The sequence below is a fragment of the Microbacterium sorbitolivorans genome (assembly GCF_003327285.1).
Lineage (GTDB): Bacteria > Actinomycetota > Actinomycetes > Actinomycetales > Microbacteriaceae > Microbacterium > Microbacterium sorbitolivorans.
In genome coordinates this window covers 562501-579705 of sequence record NZ_KZ848473.1, presented here as the reverse complement: position 1 = coordinate 579705, position 17205 = coordinate 562501, and the positions used below count along the sequence as shown (strand labels likewise).

The 17205-nt window shown below is 69.3% G+C and carries 10 protein-coding genes and 1 tRNA gene; 4 read left to right on the top strand and 7 right to left on the bottom strand.

Going from position 1 to position 17205, the window contains the following annotated elements; translation table 11 throughout:
- Positions 1-23 precede the first annotated feature (23 nt).
- Positions 24-1685, bottom strand: a complete 1662-nt coding sequence (locus DTO57_RS02935) for a DUF885 domain-containing protein (protein WP_114116709.1) — start codon at positions 1683-1685, stop codon at positions 24-26.
- 66 nt (positions 1686-1751) lie between these two features.
- Here DTO57_RS02935 and DTO57_RS02930 point away from each other — a divergent pair, with 66 nt between their 5' ends.
- Genes DTO57_RS02930 through DTO57_RS02920 form a run of 3 tightly spaced genes read left to right on the top strand, consistent with a single transcriptional unit; the run spans position 1752 to position 5610 of the window.
- Positions 1752-3806 (top strand): APC family permease, encoded by a 2055-nt coding sequence (locus tag DTO57_RS02930; protein WP_114116708.1) that lies wholly within the window; start codon positions 1752-1754, stop codon positions 3804-3806.
- A 20-nt stretch (positions 3807-3826) separates the two neighbouring features.
- The gene (locus tag DTO57_RS02925; protein ID WP_114116707.1) at positions 3827-4942 is read left to right on the top strand and encodes a sensor histidine kinase; all 1116 of its coding nucleotides are present in this window, start codon (positions 3827-3829) and stop codon (positions 4940-4942) included.
- The gene (locus tag DTO57_RS02920) at positions 4939-5610 is read left to right on the top strand and encodes a response regulator (protein WP_114116706.1); all 672 of its coding nucleotides are present in this window, start codon (positions 4939-4941) and stop codon (positions 5608-5610) included. Before DTO57_RS02925 ends, DTO57_RS02920 begins: the two co-directional genes overlap by 4 nt.
- Positions 5611-5617: 7 nt before the next feature.
- Here the strand turns inward: DTO57_RS02920 and polA are convergent, their stop codons facing one another.
- On the bottom strand, positions 5618-8236 hold the full coding sequence (polA, locus tag DTO57_RS02915; RefSeq protein WP_114116705.1) for a DNA polymerase I: 2619 nt from the start codon (positions 8234-8236) through the stop codon (positions 5618-5620).
- A gap of 56 nt (positions 8237-8292) precedes the next feature.
- Between polA and DTO57_RS02910 the strand changes: the two genes are divergently transcribed.
- On the top strand, positions 8293-8697 hold the full coding sequence (locus tag DTO57_RS02910) for a PaaI family thioesterase (RefSeq protein ID WP_114116704.1): 405 nt from the start codon (positions 8293-8295) through the stop codon (positions 8695-8697).
- 56 nt (positions 8698-8753) lie between these two features.
- Here DTO57_RS02910 and DTO57_RS02905 read toward each other — a convergent pair whose 3' ends face one another.
- From DTO57_RS02905 to gltB, 5 genes are all read right to left on the bottom strand, one after another.
- Positions 8754-9368 (bottom strand): ANTAR domain-containing response regulator, encoded by a 615-nt coding sequence (locus DTO57_RS02905; protein WP_229730325.1) that lies wholly within the window; start codon positions 9366-9368, stop codon positions 8754-8756.
- A 35-nt stretch (positions 9369-9403) separates the two neighbouring features.
- Positions 9404-9485: transfer RNA gene (locus DTO57_RS02900), tRNA-Leu, on the bottom strand.
- A 44-nt stretch (positions 9486-9529) separates the two neighbouring features.
- Complete coding sequence (gene pyk / locus DTO57_RS02895) at positions 9530-10972, bottom strand: pyruvate kinase (RefSeq protein WP_114116702.1); 1443 nt, start codon at positions 10970-10972, stop codon at positions 9530-9532.
- Positions 10973-11143: 171 nt separating this feature from the next.
- Entirely contained in the window at positions 11144-12601 is a 1458-nt protein-coding gene (locus DTO57_RS02890) for a glutamate synthase subunit beta (protein ID WP_114116701.1), read from the bottom strand.
- A complete protein-coding gene (gene gltB / locus DTO57_RS02885; protein ID WP_114116700.1) occupies positions 12594-17168 on the bottom strand; it encodes a glutamate synthase large subunit in 4575 nt (1524 codons plus the stop codon). The genes DTO57_RS02890 and gltB overlap by 8 nt, the downstream gene beginning before the upstream one ends.
- Between the last annotated feature and the right edge of the window lie 37 nt (positions 17169-17205).

Below are 17205 nucleotides of genomic sequence, written 5' to 3'. Positions count from 1 at the left end.
GTCGGGGTGACTTTAACCGCAACTCAGGACGCGAGAAGCGCCGATCGCAGGGTATCGAGGCCCACGCCGCCCATGTCGAGCGCGCGGCGGTGGAACACCTTGAGGGAGAAGTCGTCGCCCTCGCGCTCGGCGAGCTCGTCGCGGATCTGCTCCCAGATGCGCTGCCCCACCTTGTACGACGGCGCCTGGCCCGGCCAGCCGAGGTAACGGTTGACCTCGAAGCGCACGAAGGCGTCGTCCATGTTGACGTTGCGGCGCATGAACTCGAGTGCGTAGTCGGCATCCCACACGCCCTCGCCGTCGAGGCGGGCCTTGCCAAGGTGAACGCCGATGTCGAGCACGACGCGGGCCGCGCGCATGCGCTGGCCGTCGAGCATGCCGAGGCGGGCGGCCGGATCCGCGAGGTACCCGAGCTCTTCCATGAGGCGCTCGGCATACAGCGCCCACCCCTCGGCGTGCCCCGAGGATCCGGCGACGAGGCGGCGCCAGGCGTTGAGCTGGCCGCGGTTGTACACCGCCTGGCCGATCTGGAGGTGGTGCCCGGGAACGCCCTCGTGATAGACGGTCGTGAGCTCGCGCCACGTGTCGAAGGTCTCGACGCCCGTCGGCACCGACCACCACATGCGGCCTGGTCGCGAGAAGTCGTCGCTCGGCCCGGTGTAGTAGATCTCGCCCGACGTCGTCGGCGCGATCATGCACTCGATGCGGCGCACGGGCTCGGGAATGTCGAAGTGCGAGGCGCCCAGCTCGGCGACGGCGCGGTCGGCGGTCTCCTGCATCCATGCGCGCAGCGCCTCGGTGCCCACCAGCTTGCGCGAGACGTCGGCCTCGAGGTGCGCGATGGCCTCCTCGACGGTCGCGCCGGGCAGGATCTCGTCGGCGACGCGCTCCTGCTCGGCCGTCACGCGCGCCAGTTCCTCGATGCCCCACTCGTAGGTCTCGTCGAGGTCGACGGTCGCGCCGAGGAAGCGCCTCGAGTGCAGCGCGTACAGCTCGCGGCCCACTCCGTCGGAGTCGCTCGCTCGCGGCGCGAGGACGCCGTCGAAGAAGCGCGCGAGGCGTGCGTATGCCTCGCGGGCGACGGCGGCGCCATCCGCCAGCTCGCCGCGCAGGTGTCCGGAGACGGGCGAGCCGTCGACCAGCTGATCGAAGAACCCGCCCGCGGCGGCGAACGAACGCGCCTGTTCGGCGACCTCGTGCACCTGGCGCACCGCCGGCACGATCCCGCGCTGGATACCCTCGCGCAGCGTCGCCATGTATCCGTCGATCGCGGCCGGAACGGCGGCGAGGCGCGACGCGACGTTGCGCCAATCGGCCTCCGTCTCGGTCGGCATCAGGTCGTACACCTGGCGGATCTGCTGCGCGGGGCTCTCGATCACGTTCACGTCGCGCAGGTGCCAGCCGGCCTCGTACAGCGCGAGGTCGAGCTCGAGGTCGCTCGCGAGATCGGCCTTCGTCACGCGGTCGATGTCGTCGACGGGCTCGAGCGCAACGAGCCGCTCGAGTACGCTGCGCGCGGCGGTGGCAAAGGCCTCTGCGCCCTCCGGACTGTAGTCGCCGTATCGGTCATCGCCGTCGGTGCGGCCGATGTACGTGCCGGTCACGGGGTCGAGATCGACGGCGGTATCGAGCCACTCTTCTGCGAGGGCGTCGATCGGGGTCTGGGGTCGCAGGGTCTCTGACATCTCACCAGGCTATCCCTCGGCGTATGCATCCCGTGAAGAAACGGCGACGGGCCGTACGGATCCCGTATGGACCCGCATCCGGCGGGTGCGGCGCGCGTAGCGTCGCCACACGTGACACACAACACTCGAGTCGCCGCCGAACAGCCACCCGCCGTCAAGCGGATCCTGTTGGGCGAGCCGATCGCATCCGACGAGGGCGCCGAACAGCTCCTCCCCAAGCACAGGGCGCTGCCGATCTTCGCCTCCGACGCGCTGAGCTCGGTCGCGTACGCGCCGCAGGAGCTCGTCATGATCCTCATGACGGGCGGGCTCGCGCTCCTCGCCTTCACGCCCGCGATCGCCGCGATGGTTGTCGTGCTGTTGATCGTCGTCGTGCTGAGCTACCGGCAACTCATCCGCGCCTATCCCTCCGGCGGCGGCGACTACGAGGTCGCGCGCACGAACCTCGGCGAGATCCCTGGCGTCGTCGTCGCGGCGGCGCTGCTCGTCGACTACGTTCTGACCGTCGCGGTCTCGGTCGCCTCCGGCGTCGACAACATCATCTCGGCCGTGCCCGAGCTCGTCTCGTGGCGTGTCGAGCTCGCGATCGCCTTCGTCGTCATCATCGTGCTCGTAAACCTCCGCGGCGTCCGCGAGGCCTCCTTCGCGTTCGCGGTTCCGACCTACGTTTTTGTGGGATCCGTCGCCCTCATGGTCGTGACGGGTCTCGTCCGCACCGCGCTCGGCGACGCACCCGTCGCCTCGAGCGCCCAGTACGCGGTCGAGACCCCGGAACTCGCGCAGGCCGCCGTGATCCTGCTGATCCTCCGCGCCTTCTCGAGCGGGTGCTCGGCGCTGACGGGCGTCGAGGCCGTCTCGAACGGCGTGCCGGCCTTCCGCCGCCCAAAGGTGCGGAACGCGCAGACGACCCTCACGCTCATGGGATCCATCGCAATCTTCCTCTTCGCGGGCCTCACGGCGCTCGCGCTCGTCTCGGGGGTGCATTACGCCGAAAATCCATGCGATCTCGCGGGCTTTGACTGCACCGCGCCGCAGCCGAGCCTCATCGCGCAGGTCGCCGCGGCGACGTTCGGATCCGGAAGCGTGCTGTTCTACGTCGTGCAGGCGGCGACGGCGTGCGTGCTGCTGCTCGCGGCGAACACCGCCTTCAACGGGTTCCCGCTGCTCGGAGCCGTGCTCGCGAAGGACGGCTACGCGCCGAAGAGCCTCAACACCCGCGGCGACCGGCTGGTGTTCTCGAACGGCATGCTCATCCTGGGAGGCGCCGCGATCCTCGTCCTGCTGCTGTCGCGGGCGCAGCTCAGCACGCTCGTGCAGCTGTACATCATCGGCGTGTTCGTCTCGTTCACCCTCGGCCAGATCGGCATGGTGCGGCACTGGCGCCGCCGCCTGCGCGAGGGCGGCCTCGGACGCGACGAGCTGCGCTCCGCGCGCTGGGGCCTCGCGGTCAACGGCGTCGGCGCGGGACTGACGACCGTCGTCCTCATCGTCGTCACGATCACGAAGTTCACGCACGGCGCCTACCTCGTCTTCATCGCCATCCCCCTCCTCGCGTTCCTCATGATCGGCGTGCGCCGCTATTACCGCGACGTCGAGCACGAGCTCGCTGTCGACGGCACGACCCGCTTCGGATCCTCGGGCGATGTCGCGATCGTGCTCGTGAGCCGCATGCAGAAGCCGGTGCTGAAGGCCATCGACTACGCGGTCGCCGCCCACCACACCGAGACGCGCGCCGTCCACGTGGCCGTCGACAGGGACGACGCCGACCGCCTCGCGGCGCAGTGGCGGGCCCTCGGATCCGGCATCCCCCTCGACGTGCTCGACTCGCCGTATCGCACCTATGGCGAGCCGCTGATCCGGTACATCGAGGCGCTGCGCGACGAACGCGGACCGTCGGTCGTGACCGTCTACCTGCCGCAGTACATCGTCGGCCACTGGTGGGAGACGCTCCTGCACAATCGCCGAGCGCGGCGCCTCGCCTCGCGCCTCATGCTGGTGCACGGCGTCGCCGTCACGCTCGTGCCGTGGCTGCTCGACTCGTCGGAGGTCATCTACGGCCGGCGGTCCCGACCGCTGCCGGGGCAGGATCGCACGGAGCGTTCCGGCGCGGTGGCGCGGTGATCGGTCGTAGGCTTCCAGCCATGACCCACCTGCGGATCCTGCGACGCACGGCCGGCGCGCTCGGGCCGCGGCGCGTGGTCGCGGGCCTCGGCGTCGCGCTCGTCGCGATCCCCCTCCTCACCGCGGCCCTGCTCCTCGCCCGTAGCCCCGAGTCGATCACATACGAGGTGCTGAGCTACCAGCTCGTGGTCGTCATCGTCGCCGTCATCGGCGGCTTCTGGCCCGCGATCATCGCGGCCCTCGCCTCGGGCATCGTGCTCGACCTGCTCTTCGTCGCGCCGCTCTTCAGCATCGCGATCGAGCAGCCGATCCACCTCGCCACCATCGCGCTCTCGATCGCGATCGCGGTGCTCGTGAGCATCATCGTCGACCAGGCCGCGCGCCGCGCCCGCGCGGCCGAGGCGTCGGCCGCGGAGGCGGCGAGGAGCGCGTCGGCGGCAGAATCCGCCGAGGCCGCGGATCAGGTGCGCAGCGCCCTGCTCTCGGCCGTCAGCCACGACGTGCGCCGCCCGCTCGCCGCCGCCGTCGCGGCCGTCGGCGGGCTGCGGGCGACCCGGGATCTCACGGGCGCCGACCGCGACGAGCTGCTCGACACCGCCGCCGAGAGCCTCGACGCCCTCACCCGGCTCGTCACCGACCTGCTCGACGTCAGCCGCGCCGAGGCCGGCGTGCTGGCGGTGTCGCTCTCGGAGGTATCGGTGGAGGACGCCGTCGGCGCCGCCATCGACGAGCTCGGCCTCGGCCCCTCGGCCGTGGCCCTCGACATCGGCGACGACCGCATCGTCGCGGATCCGGTGCTCCTGCAGCGCGTGCTCGTCAACCTCGTCGCCAACGCGCAGCGCTACGCGCCCGCGGGCCACCCCGTTCTCGTCGCAACCCGCGCCGACGACGACGGGTGGCTGCGGATCGAGGTCGTCGACCACGGCTCGGGGATCCCCCACGACCGCCGCGACGCCGTGTTTGCGCCGTTCCAGCGCGCGGGCGACCGCGACAACTCCTCGGGGCTCGGCCTCGGCCTCGCCCTCTCCCGCGGCTTCACCGAGGGCATGGGCGGCACCCTCACGCTCAACGAGACCCCGGGCGGCGGGGCGACCCTCTGCGTGCGCCTCCCCCTCACGCAGGAAGGACGATCATGAAGCTCCTGCTCGCCGACGACGACCCGCAGCTCGTGCGCGCGCTGCGCATCACGCTCTCGGCGCACGGCTACGAGGTCGTGACCGCCGCCGACGGGCGCGACGCGATCACGACGGCGTCGCGCGCGCATCCCGACCTCATCGTGCTCGACCTCGGCATGCCGCTGCTCGACGGCATCGACGTGATCACCGCCCTGCGCGGGTGGACGGCCGCGCCGATCCTCGTCGTCTCGGGTCGCACCGGATCCGCCGACAAGGTCGACGCGCTCGACGCCGGCGCCGACGACTACATCACCAAGCCGTTCCAGATCGACGAGCTGCTCGCGCGGCTCCGGGCCCTCGCCCGCCGCAGCGCGGCGCCGGCCGGAACCGCCACGATCACCTTCGGCGACGTGACGGTAGACCTCGCGATGAAGAGCGTCTCGCGGGCCGGCGAGCCCGTGCACCTGACCCTGACCGAGTGGCGCATGCTCGAGCAGCTGTGCCGTAACCCCGGGGCCCTGCTGACCCGCCAGGACCTCCTGAAGGAGATCTGGGGATCCGACGAGGTGACCGACTCGGGCTACCTGCGCCTCTACATGTCGCAGCTACGCCGCAAGCTCGAGGCGAACCCCGCGGCCCCGGTGCACCTGACCACCGAGGCCGGCATGGGGTACCGGCTCGTGACGTGACCCGCCCTTAGTGGGCGGCCTCGTTCCAATCGGATCCGCGCCCCACCTGCACCGACAGCGGCACCGTGAGCTCCGCCGCCTCGGCCATGCGGTCGCGCACGATCTTCTCGACGCGGTCCCACTCGCCCGGCGCCACCTCGACCACGACCTCATCGTGGATCTGGAGCAGCAGGCGCGAATCCAGCTCGTGAAGATCCTGATGGATCCCGAACAGCGCGATCTTCATGATGTCGGCCGCGCTGCCCTGGATCGGCGCGTTGAGCGCCGCGCGCTCGGCGTTCTCGCGCAGCACGCGGTTGGGGCTCGTGAGGTCGGGGAACGGGCGGCGGCGGCCGAAGATCGTCTCGGTGTAGCCGTCTTCGCGGGCCTTCTCGACAGACGCGCGGAGGTAGTCGCGCACCGCGCCGAAGCGCTCGAAGTAGCCGAGCATCAGCTGCTTGGCCTCCTTCTGTTCGATGCCGAGCTGCTTGGCGAGGCCGAACGCGCTCAGGCCGTAGACGAGGCCGTAGCTCATCGCCTTCACCTTGCTGCGCATCTCGCTCGTGACGTCCGCGGCGTCGACGCCGAAGACCTGTGCGCCGACGTAGCGGTGCAGGTCTTCGCCCGCGTTGAACGCCTCGATGAGGCCGGGGTCGCCCGAGAGGTGCGCCATGATGCGCATCTCGATCTGCGAGTAGTCGGCCGTCAGTAGCGTCTCGTAGCCCTCGCCCACCTCGAACGCCGCGCGGATGTGGCGCGACTCCTCGGTGCGGACCGGGATGTTCTGCAGGTTCGGGTCGGTGCTCGACAGGCGGCCCGTCTGGCTGCCCGTCTGCAGGTAGGTCGTGTGCACGCGCGCGTCGGGCGCGATCGCGAGGTCGAGGCCGTCGACGATCTGCTTCAGCTTCGTCGCCTCGCGGTGTGCAAGCAGCTGGCCGAGGAACGGGTGCCCCGTCTTCTGCTGCAGGTCGCCGAGCGCGGCCGCGTCGGTCGTGTAGCCCGTCTTGGTCTTGCGGGTCTTCGGCAGCTCGAGCTCTTCGAACAGCACCTGCTGCAGCTGCTTCGGCGAGCCGAGGTTCACCTCGTGCCCGATCTCGGCGTATGCCGCGACCGCTATCTCGGCGGCCCGCTCGCCGAGCGACGCCGACAGAGCGGCGAGCTTCTCGTGCGACACCGTGACGCCCGCGAGCTCCATGTCGGCGAGCGCGACGAGCGTGGGCAGCTCGATGTCGAAGAGCACCGAGCGCTCCTTCTCGGGCAGCGCCGCGACAACCGCGTCGGCGGCGCGCAGCGTGTACCAGGCGAGCTCGCCCGCCGACGGTCCGGTCGCGAGGAGCTGGTTCGGGTCGCCCTCGGGCAGCTTCTCGCCGAGGTAGCGGTCGACGAGGTGCGCGAGCGACTTGTCCGGGAACGAGGGGCGCGCGACCCAGCCCGAGATGAGGGCGTCGTTCGCGAGGCCCGCCGCGGGAACGCCCGCACGGGCGAGGGCCTTCAGCTGGGGCTTCGCGTCGCAGAACGCCTTCGGCGCGTCCGACGCGAACCATGCGCCGAGCGCCTCGGCGACCTCGTCGCTCCACGCCGCCTCGACAATGGCGTCGGCGCGCGCGAAGCCGACCTCGGTCGGCAGGCCGCCCTGCACCGTCACGGTGACGCCGACGGCGTCCTCCGCCGATCCGAGCCAGGCCGCGATCTCCGCGGCGGAGAGCGCCTGCGGGGCGGGCACGGCGACGGCGTTCGCGGCCGGCTCATCGGCGGATCCGCCCATCTGGTCGAGCACGCGCTTTAGCAGCGTGCGGAACTCGAGCTGCGAGAACAGGTCGCGCACGGCCGCCTCGTCGGGCGCGCCGAGCTCGAGGGCGTCGAGCTCGACGGGCACCTCGATGTCGTCGAGCAGGCGGTTGAGCTTGCGGTTGCGGCGCACGTCGTCGATGTGGTCGCGCAGGTTCTGACCCACGACACCCTTGATCGACTCGGCGCCGGCGAGGATCTCGTCGAGCGAGCCGAACTGAGTGAGCCACTTCACGGCGGTCTTCTCGCCGACCTTCGGCACGCCGGGCAGGTTATCCGCCTTCTCGCCCACGAGCGCCGCGATGTCGGGGTACTGGTGGGGCGGCACGCCGTAGCGCTCGACGACGGCCTCGGGGTCGTAGCGCTTGAGCTTCGACACGCCCTGAACCGACGGGTACAGCAGCGTGACGCGATCGTTGACGAGCTGGATCGCGTCGCGGTCGCCCGAGCAGACGAGCACGTCGTACCCGGCCTCGGATCCGCGCTTCGCGAGCGTCGCGAGGATGTCGTCGGCCTCGAAGCCATCCTTCTCGAGCACCGTGACGTTCATCGCCTCGAGCGCCTGCTTCAGCAGCGGAATCTGGCCCTTGAACTCGGAGGGCGTCTCGTTGCGCCCCTCCTTGTACTCGGGGTACTCCTGCTTGCGGAAGGTGTTGTCGGACACGTCAAACGCGACGGCGACGTGAGTGGGCGCCTGGTCGCGCAGCAGGCCGAGGAACATCGACAGGAATCCGTGGATGCCGTTCGTGTGCTGGCCCTCGGCGTTGACAAAGCTGTCGACCGGTAGGGCGAAGAAAGCGCGGAAGGCCAGCGAGTGGCCGTCGACGATGAGCAGGGTAGGCTTCGTGGGATCCGTCACCCCTCCAGCGTAGGCGTGACAACCCCAAGAATCACCTCTTTAGGAAGGCGTGGCATATGACCGACGGACTCGCATGGGTGAAGGAGCGCGGGCTCGGGGCCCTCGCCGATCGCATGGGCATCGAGATGACCGAGTTCACGGCCGAGCGTGCCGTGGCGACGATGCCCGTCGAGGGAAACACTCAGCCGATCGGCCTCGTGCACGGCGGAGCCTACGTCGTGCTCGGCGAGTCGCTCGGGTCGATGGCCGCGAACCTGCACGCCGGCCCCGGCCGCTACGCCGTCGGCGTCGACATCAACGCGACCCACACGGCGTCGGCGACCTCCGGCTTCGTGACGGGCACGTGCACCGCAATCCACCTCGGCCGCACCATGACGGTGCACGAGATCATCGTGACGGACGAGAGCGGTCGCCGCTGCTCGACGGTGCGGATCACGAACGCGATCCGCGAGCAGCGCTAACACAACACGAAAGGGCGGATCCTCGAGGAGGATCCGCCCTTTAACGCACGAAGGCGTCAGCCCTTCTTAGGACTCAACTGTTCGATGATGGCTTTGGCGACGTCCTGCATCGTCAGGCGGCGGTCCATGGATGCCTTCTGGATCCAGCGGAACGCCTCGGGCTCCGAGAGGCCCATCTTCTCGTTGAGCAGGCCCTTGGCGCGGTCGACGAGCTTGCGGGTCTCGAAGCGCTCGACCATGTCGGCGACCTCGGCCTCGAGCGTGATGATCTGGTCGTGACGCGCAAGCGCGATCTCGATCGCCGGGAGCAGGTCGTTCGGCGTGAACGGCTTCACGACGTAGGCGAGTGCGCCCGCCTCGGTCGCGCGCTCGACGAGCTCCTTCTGGCTGAAGGCCGTGAGAAGCACGACGGGAGCGATGTTGTCGCGGCTGAGCTGCTCGGCGGCGCTGATGCCATCGAGCTGCGGCATCTTAACGTCCATCACCACGAGATCCGGGCGGAGCTCGGTTGCCAGCTGCACTGCGGTCTCGCCGTCGCCCGCCTCACCGACGACCTCGTAGCCGTTGTCGCGCAGGATCTCGACGATGTCCATCCGAATGAGGGACTCGTCTTCTGCAACCACCACACGACGCGGTGCGGACTCGACGTTCTGTTTCTGCTCTTCGCTCACGTCATCCATCCTAGGATTCAAACTCGTAAAAAACGTGCCGGTGGCGAGACTCGAACTCGCACGCCCTGTGGACAACGCATTTTGAGTGCGTCGCGTCTACCATTCCGCCACACCGGCCAGAATGACAAGCCTACCGGATTGCCATCCTGCGACACTCCGCGTTACTGCTGATACGCAGGTGCGGCGCCGTTCATGGCGTCGCCCACGCGGTGCACGCGGAGGTCGTTCGTCGAACCCGCGATTCCGGGAGGGGAACCGGAGATGACGATGACCTTGTCGCCGATCTGAGCCAGCTCGTTCGACAGGAGGTACTCGTCAACCTGCACGAACATGCGGTCGGTGTGCTCGACGTGCTCGACGATCGCCGAACGGATGCCCCAGGTGAGCTGCATGCGGCGGCGGGTCTCCTCCGCCAGCGTGAACGCAATCATCGGGCGCGAGGGGCGAAGGCGCGACATGCGGCGCGCCGAGTCGCCCGTCTGCGTGAAGATGCAAAGATACTTCGCGTCGACGAAGTCGGCGACCTCGACGGCCGCGACCGTCAGGGCGCCGCCCTGCGTGCGGGGCTTCGACGTCAGCGGCTCGATGCGCTCGAGGCCGTGGTCTTCCGTCGACTCGACGATGCGAGCCATGGTCTGCACCGTGACGGCGGGGTACTTGCCCACGCTGGTCTCGCCCGAGAGCATGACCGCGTCGGCGCCGTCGAGGACGGCGTTCGCGACGTCGCTCGTCTCGGCGCGCGTCGGCACCGGGTTCGAGATCATCGACTCGAGCATCTGCGTCGCGACGATGACGGGCTTGGCGAGGCGACGCGCGATGGCGACGGCCTTCTTCTGCACGATCGGCACGGCCTCGAGCGGAAGCTCGACGCCGAGGTCGCCGCGGGCGACCATGATGCCGTCGAATGCCTCGACGATCTCTTCGAGCGCGTCAACGGCCTGCGGCTTCTCGATCTTGGCGATGATCGGAATGCGACGGCCCTCTTCGGCCATGATCACGTGTGCGCGCTGCACGTCCTTCGCGTCGCGCACGAACGACAGCGCGATGATGTCGGCACCCTTGCGGAGCGCCCAGCGCAGGTCGTTTTCGTCCTTCTCGCTGAGCGCGGGCACGTTCACGGCCACGCCGGGCAGGTTGATGCCCTTGTTGTTGCTCACGGGGCCGCCGACGACAACCTTCGTCGTCACGGTCACACCGTCGGTCTCGACGACCTGCACGCGCACCTTGCCATCGTCGATGAGCAGGAAGTCGCCGGGCGCCACGTCGTTTGCGAGGCCCTTGAACGTCGTGCCGACGAGCTCCTTCGTACCCACGACGTCTTCCGTCGTGATCTTGAAGATGTCGTCAACGGCAAGCTCGTGCGGTCCGTCGGCGAACGTCGCCAGACGGATCTTCGGACCCTGGAGGTCCGCGAGGATAGCGACGGGCTTGCCCGCCTCTTCCGCTGCCGCGCGCACGTTCGCGAAGTTATTGTCGTGCACGGAGTAGTCGCCGTGACTGAGGTTGAAGCGCGCGACGTCAAGTCCCGCGTCAATCAGCTCCCGCACTGTTTCTTTGGTCGAGGTCGCCGGCCCGAGGGTCGCGACGATCTTGGCTCGTCTCACCTGATTACCTTCCGCACTGACGGGCATGGGGTGCCCATGGGTTTCGGTGTGAGTCCGTGCCGTTCGCTTCCGCACCGCACGTGCATGAAGGAACGGATATTTCCGGACGCACTTCCAGCCTACGCGTAAAAGGGGGCCCGACGCGCCACGCGCGCCGGGCCCCCAAGTGACTCATACGTGAATTGCTATGTCCGTCGGCGCGACCGGGGTCGGCAGAACCGTCTCGCCGAGCAGGTACTCGTCGACGCGGGCCGCGACCGAGCGGCCCTCCGCGATCGCCCACACGATGAGCGACTGGCCTCGGCCGGCGTCGCCCGCGACGAAGACGCCGGGCTCGTCGGTCTCGAAGCGGTCGTCGCGCACGACGTTGCCGCGGTCGGTGAACTGCACGCCGCTCTGCGCCGAGAGCTCGGCGTGCTCGGGGCCCGTGAAGCCCATCGCGATGAGGACGAGGTCGGCCGGGATCTCGCGCTCGGTGCCGCTCTTCGGCACGCGCGAGCCGTTCACGAACTCGGTCTCGGCGACGCGCAGGGCGCGCACGCGACCGTTCTCGTCGCCGAGGAACTCGACCGTCGACGCGAGGTACTCGCGGGATCCGCCCTCTTCGTGGGCGCTCGAGACCTCGAACACCGTCGGGAAGGTCGGCCACGGCTGGTGGTCGGGGCGGCCGTCGGACGGACGCTTGCCGATCGCGAGGTTCGTCACGCTCTTCGCGCCCTGGCGGTGGGCGGTGCCGATGCAGTCCGCGCCGGTGTCACCGCCACCGATCACGACGACGTGCTTGCCCTCGGCCGTGGTCTGGCCCTCGACCGTGTCGCCTGCGACGACGCGGTTCGACTGCACGAGGTAGTCCATCGCGAACTCCACACCCTCGAGGTCGCGGCCCGGGATGGGCAGCTCGCGCGGGACCGTGGATCCGGTCGCGATCACAACGGCGTCGTAACGGCGGCGCAGCTCCGACCACGTGATGTCGGTTCCGATCGAGACGCCCGCGCGGAAGCGGGTGCCCTCCTCGCGCATCTGCGCGAGGCGGAGATCGATGTGCTGCTTCTCCATCTTGAAGTCGGGGATGCCGTAGCGCAGCAGGCCGCCGATGCGGTCGTCGCGCTCGTAGACCGCGACCGTGTGACCCGCGCGGGTCAGCTGCTGCGCGGCGGCGAGGCCCGCGGGGCCGGATCCGACGACCGCGACGGTCTTACCCGTCAGGCGCTCGGGCGGCTGGGCCTCGACCCACCCGCTGTCGAATGCCTGGTCGATGATCGAGACCTCGACCTGCTTGATCGTGACGGCGGACTGGTTGATGCCGAGCACGCACGCGCTCTCGCATGGGGCGGGGCACAGCCGGCCCGTGAACTCCGGGAAGTTGTTCGTCGCGTGCAGGCGCTCGATCGCGCCGCGGCCATCGCCGCGCCACGTGAGGTCGTTCCACTCCGGAATCAGGTTGCCGAGGGGGCAGCCCTGGTGGCAGAACGGCACGCCGCAGTCCATGCAACGACCGGCCTGGCGCTTGAGAACGGCGCTATCGCCCTTCTCGTACACCTCCTTGAAGTCGAGAATGCGCACGGGGACGGGGCGGCGAGCGGGAAGCTCGCGCTCCGTAACGGTCAGAAAGCCCTTGGGATCAGCCACCGGTCACCTCCAGGATGCGGCGCCAGACAACGTCGCCGTCGGGGTCCTGCCCCGCGTCGAGCGCCTCCTGGCGGGTCGAAAGAACGGCAGCATAGTCGCGCGGCGTGACCAGCACGAACTTGTCTGCCTCAGTGTCGAAGTCGGCGAGCATCCTCGCACCCAGCGCAGAGTCGGTCTCTGCGACGTGGCGCTCGAGCATGTCGCGCAGGATCTCGCGCTCCGCGGATCCGAGCGGCGACAGCGTGAGCTCGCCCGACGAGAGGGCGGCCGCGTTCACGCGGTCCTCCTCGAGGCCGTACACGTAGGCGGTACCGCCCGACATGCCGGCGCCAAGGTTACGACCCGTCTCACCGAGGATGACCGCGAGGCCACCGGTCATGTACTCGAGCGCGTGGTCCCCCACGCCCTCGACGACGGCGCTGGCGCCCGAGTTGCGGACGAGGAAACGCTCGCCCACGAGGCCCGAGAGGAACAGCGATCCGCCCGTCGCGCCGTAGCCGATGACGTTACCGGCAACGACGTTGCTGTCGGCCTCGAACGAGGATCCGCGGTACGGGCGCACCGCGATCTGTCCGCCCGAGAGGCCCTTGCCGACGTAGTCGTTCGCGTCGCCCTCGAGGTGCAGCGAGATGCCGCCCGGGAGGAAGGCGCCGAGCGACTGGCCCGCCGTGCCCGTGAGGTTCACGGTGATGGATCCGTTGGTCAGGCCGTGCTCGCCGTGCGCGAGGGTGACCTCGTGGCCGAGCATCGTGCCGACGGCGCGCTCGGTGTTCTTGACGGGCAGGTCGATCTCGAGGTCGCCGCCGCGGGCGATGACGTCGCGCGCGGCCTCGATAAGCTGCACGTCGAAGTGCTGGTCGAGCTCATGGTCCTGCTCGCGGCCGTGGCGGCGGGGCTCGTCCTCGTCGAACGCCGGACCGTTGAGGATCGGCGAGAGGTCGAGGCCGTCGGCCTTCCAGTGCGAGATCGCGCGGTTGACGTCGAGCGCGTCGACCTGGCCCACGGCCTCGTCGATCGAGCGGAAGCCCAGCTCGGCGAGGTACTCGCGCACCTCCTGCGCGATGAACTCCATGAAGTTCACGACGTACTCAGCCTTGCCGCTGAAGCGCTCGCGCAGAACGGGGTTCTGCGTCGCGACGCCCACGGGGCAGGTGTCGAGGTGGCAGACGCGCATCATGATGCAGCCCTCGACGACGAGGGGCGCGGTCGCGAAACCGAACTCCTCGGCGCCCAGCAGGGCGGCGATCACGACGTCGCGACCGGTCTTGAGCTGGCCGTCGGCCTGCACGACAACGCGATCGCGCAGACGATTGAGCATGAGCGTCTGCTGGGTCTCGGCGAGGCCGAGCTCCCACGGCGTACCCGCGTGCTTGAGCGAGTTCAGCGGGCTCGCGCCCGTGCCGCCGTCGTGGCCCGAGACGAGGATCACGTCGCTGAGCGCCTTCGCAACACCGGCGGCAACCGCGCCGATGCCCGACTGGCTGACGAGCTTCGTGTGGATACGCGCCTTCGGGTTCGCGCGCTTCAGGTCGAAGATCAGCTGCTTGAGGTCTTCGATCGAGTAGATGTCGTGGTGCGGCGGGGGCGAGATCAGGCCGACGCCGGGCGTCGAGTGACGGGTCCGCGCGACCCACGGGTAGACCTTCGTCGGGGGCAGCTGGCCGCCCTCGCCGGGCTTGGCGCCCTGCGCGAGCTTGATCTGCAGGTCTTCCGCGTGCGTGAGGTACATGCTCGTGACGCCGAAGCGGCCCGAGGCGACCTGCTTGATCGCGCTGCGGCGCTCCGGATCCAGAAGACGGTCGACGTCTTCGCCGCCCTCGCCGGTGTTCGACTTGCCGCCGATGCGGTTCATCGCGATGGCGAGCGTCTCGTGGGCCTCCCGCGAGATCGAGCCGTAGCTCATCGCGCCCGTCGAGAAGCGCTTGACGATGCTCGAGACGGGCTCGACCTCGTCGATCGGCACGGGATTGCGGACGCCCTTGCGGAACTCGAAGAGCCCGCGGAGGGTCTTCAGCTGCGTCGCCTGGTCGTCGACGAGCTTTGTGTACTCGCGGAAGATGTCGTAGCGGCGCGTGCGCGTCGAGTGCTGCAGGCGGAACACCGTCTCCGGGTTGAAGAGATGGGCCGAGCCGTCGCGGCGCCACTGGTACTCGCCGCCCGTCCAGAGCCGCTCGTGCGCGCGGGGCGCACAGTCGGCGGGGTACGCGAACGCGTGGCGGGCCGCGGCCTCGGTGGCGATGACCTCGAGGTCCACTCCCCCGATCTTCGACTCGGTGCCGGCGAAGTATGTCTCGATGAACGGGCGCGAGAGGCCGACGGCCTCGAACACCTGCGCACCGGCGTACGACGAGACGGCCGAGATGCCGATCTTCGACATGATCTTCAACACGCCCTTGCCGAGCGCGTAGATGAGGTTCTTGACGGCCTGCTCGGGCGTGATGTCGGTCACGACACCGCGGCGCACGAGCTCCTCGGCCGACTCCATGGCGAGGTACGGGTTGACCGCGCTCGCGCCGAAGCCGAGCAGCGTCGCGACGTGGTGCACCTCGCGCACATCGCCCGCCTCGACCACGAGGCTCGCCTTCATGCGAGTCTCCTGGCGGATGAGGTGGTGGTGCACGGCGGAGACCGCGAGCAGCGACGGGATCGGAGCGAGCTCCCGGTCGGAGTCGCGGTCGGTGATGATGATGAACTCTGCACCGGCCGCGATCGCCTGGTCGGCCTCGCGGTACATCTGCTCGAGGCGCTTCTTCATGCCGCGGGCGCCCGCCGAGACGCGGTAGAGCGCCGATATGGTGACGGCGCGCGCGCCGGGCATCGCCTGATCGATGTGACGGATCTTCTCGAGCTCGTCGTTATCGATCACGGGGAAGTCGAGACCGATCTTCCGCGCGTGCTCGGGGCCCCAGGTGAGGAGGTTGTTCTCGCCACCGAGGGTGATCTTGAGGCTCGTGACGACCTCTTCGCGGATCGAGTCGAGCGGCGGGTTCGTGACCTGCGCGAACTGCTGCACGAAGTAGTCGAACAGCAGGCGCGGGCGGTCGCTGAGCACCGCGATCGGGGTGTCGGATCCCATCGCGCCGAGCGGCTCGATGCCGGCCTTTGCCATCGGGCCGATGAGGATCTTGAGCTCCTCTTCGGTGTAGCCGAAGGTGCGCTGACGGCGGTGCACGCTCGCGACGGGGTGCACGAGGTGCTCGCGCTCGGGCAGGTCTGCGAGGCGCATGGTGCCCTCGTCGAGCCACTTGCGCCAGGGCGCGCTCGTCGCGACGCGCTTCTTGATCTCGGCGTCCGAGATGATGCGGCGCTCGGCCGTGTCGACGACGAACATCGTGCCCGGCTGCAGGCGGCCACGGCGCGCGATGCGCTCGGCCGGCAGGTCGAGAATGCCCGTCTCGGAGCCGGCGATCACGAGGCCGTCGGTCGTCAGGGTCCAGCGGCCCGGGCGGAGGCCGTTGCGGTCGAGGGTCGCCACGACCTGGGTGCCGTCGGTCGCGAGGATCGCGGCCGGGCCGTCCCACGGCTCCATCTGGCCCGCGTTGTAGTCGTAGAAGGCGCGCACGTCGGGGTCGAGGCCGGCCTTCTTCTCGTAGGCCTCGGGGACCATCATCATGAGCACGTGCGGCAGGCTGCGGCCCGTGAGCTCGAGCATCTCGAGGACCTCGTCGAACGAGGTCGAGTCGCTCTCGGCATCCGAGCAGATCGGAAGCAGCGGCTCCATGTCGCCCAGCAACTCGCTGGCGAGCTGCGACTGGCGCGCGCGCATCCAGTTGCGGTTACCGCTCACGGTGTTGATCTCACCGTTGTGGGCCATCATGCGCAGGGGCTGCGCCAGGGGCCATGACGGGAACGTGTTCGTCGAGTAACGCGAGTGCACGATCGCGAGCTCGCTCGCGAAGCGTTCGTCCTGCAGGTCGAGGTAGAAGGGCTCCAGCTGGAGCGTCGTGACCATGCCCTTGTAGCCGATGGTGCGGGCGGACATGGTGACGAAGTAGGCGCCGGCCTCATGCTGGGCGCGCTTGCGCAGGCGGTAGGCGCGGCGGTCGAGCGCGACGCCGCTGAGCGGGGCGACGTGACCGGCCTGCGCGCTCGCAACGAAGAGCTGCTCGAGGGCCGGGAGGGCTTCGTGTGCGAGGCGTCCGAGGTGGGCCTCATCGACCGGAACCTCGCGCCATCCGAGCACGTGAAGGTTTTCCACCGCGGCGATGCGTTCGATCTGCCGCTTCTGCTTCTCCCGCGCCATGCGGTCGGTCGGGAGGAAGGCAAGGCCGGCCGCATACTCGCCGACGGGAGGGAGTTCAAAGGAGAGCACTTCCCGGAAGAAGCGGTCGGGCATCTGAACTAGGATGCCCGCTCCGTCACCGGTTCCGGCGTCAGAACCGATCGCGCCGCGGTGCTCAAGATTACGAAGGGCTTCGAGCGCCAGGGCGACGATGTCATGTCCCGCTTCGCCGCGCAGCGTGGCGACCATAGCGAGGCCACACGCGTCCTTCTCGAAACGGGGGTTGTACATGCCCTGCTGCGGAGGATAAGCACCGCTAGCACCATAGGGAGGCTGGAAGTACATAAGACATCCTTCACTCGTGGATACGGAAGGCCCCCGG

Bases quoted from the DNA above. Each gene is read 5' to 3' on its own strand.
- DTO57_RS02930 (WP_114116708.1), top strand. From the start codon at position 1,752: ATGGACCCGCATCCGGCGGGTGCGGCGCGCGTAGCGTCGCCACACGTG.
- DTO57_RS02920 (WP_114116706.1), top strand. From the start codon at position 4,939: ATGAAGCTCCTGCTCGCCGACGACGACCCGCAGCTCGTGCGCGCGCTG.
- gltB (WP_114116700.1), bottom strand. From the start codon at position 17,168: ATGTACTTCCAGCCTCCCTATGGTGCTAGCGGTGCTTATCCTCCGCAG.
- DTO57_RS02910 (WP_114116704.1), top strand. From the start codon at position 8,293: ATGACCGACGGACTCGCATGGGTGAAGGAGCGCGGGCTCGGGGCCCTC.
- DTO57_RS02935 (WP_114116709.1), bottom strand. From the start codon at position 1,685: ATGTCAGAGACCCTGCGACCCCAGACCCCGATCGACGCCCTCGCAGAA.
- DTO57_RS02925 (WP_114116707.1), top strand. From the start codon at position 3,827: ATGACCCACCTGCGGATCCTGCGACGCACGGCCGGCGCGCTCGGGCCG.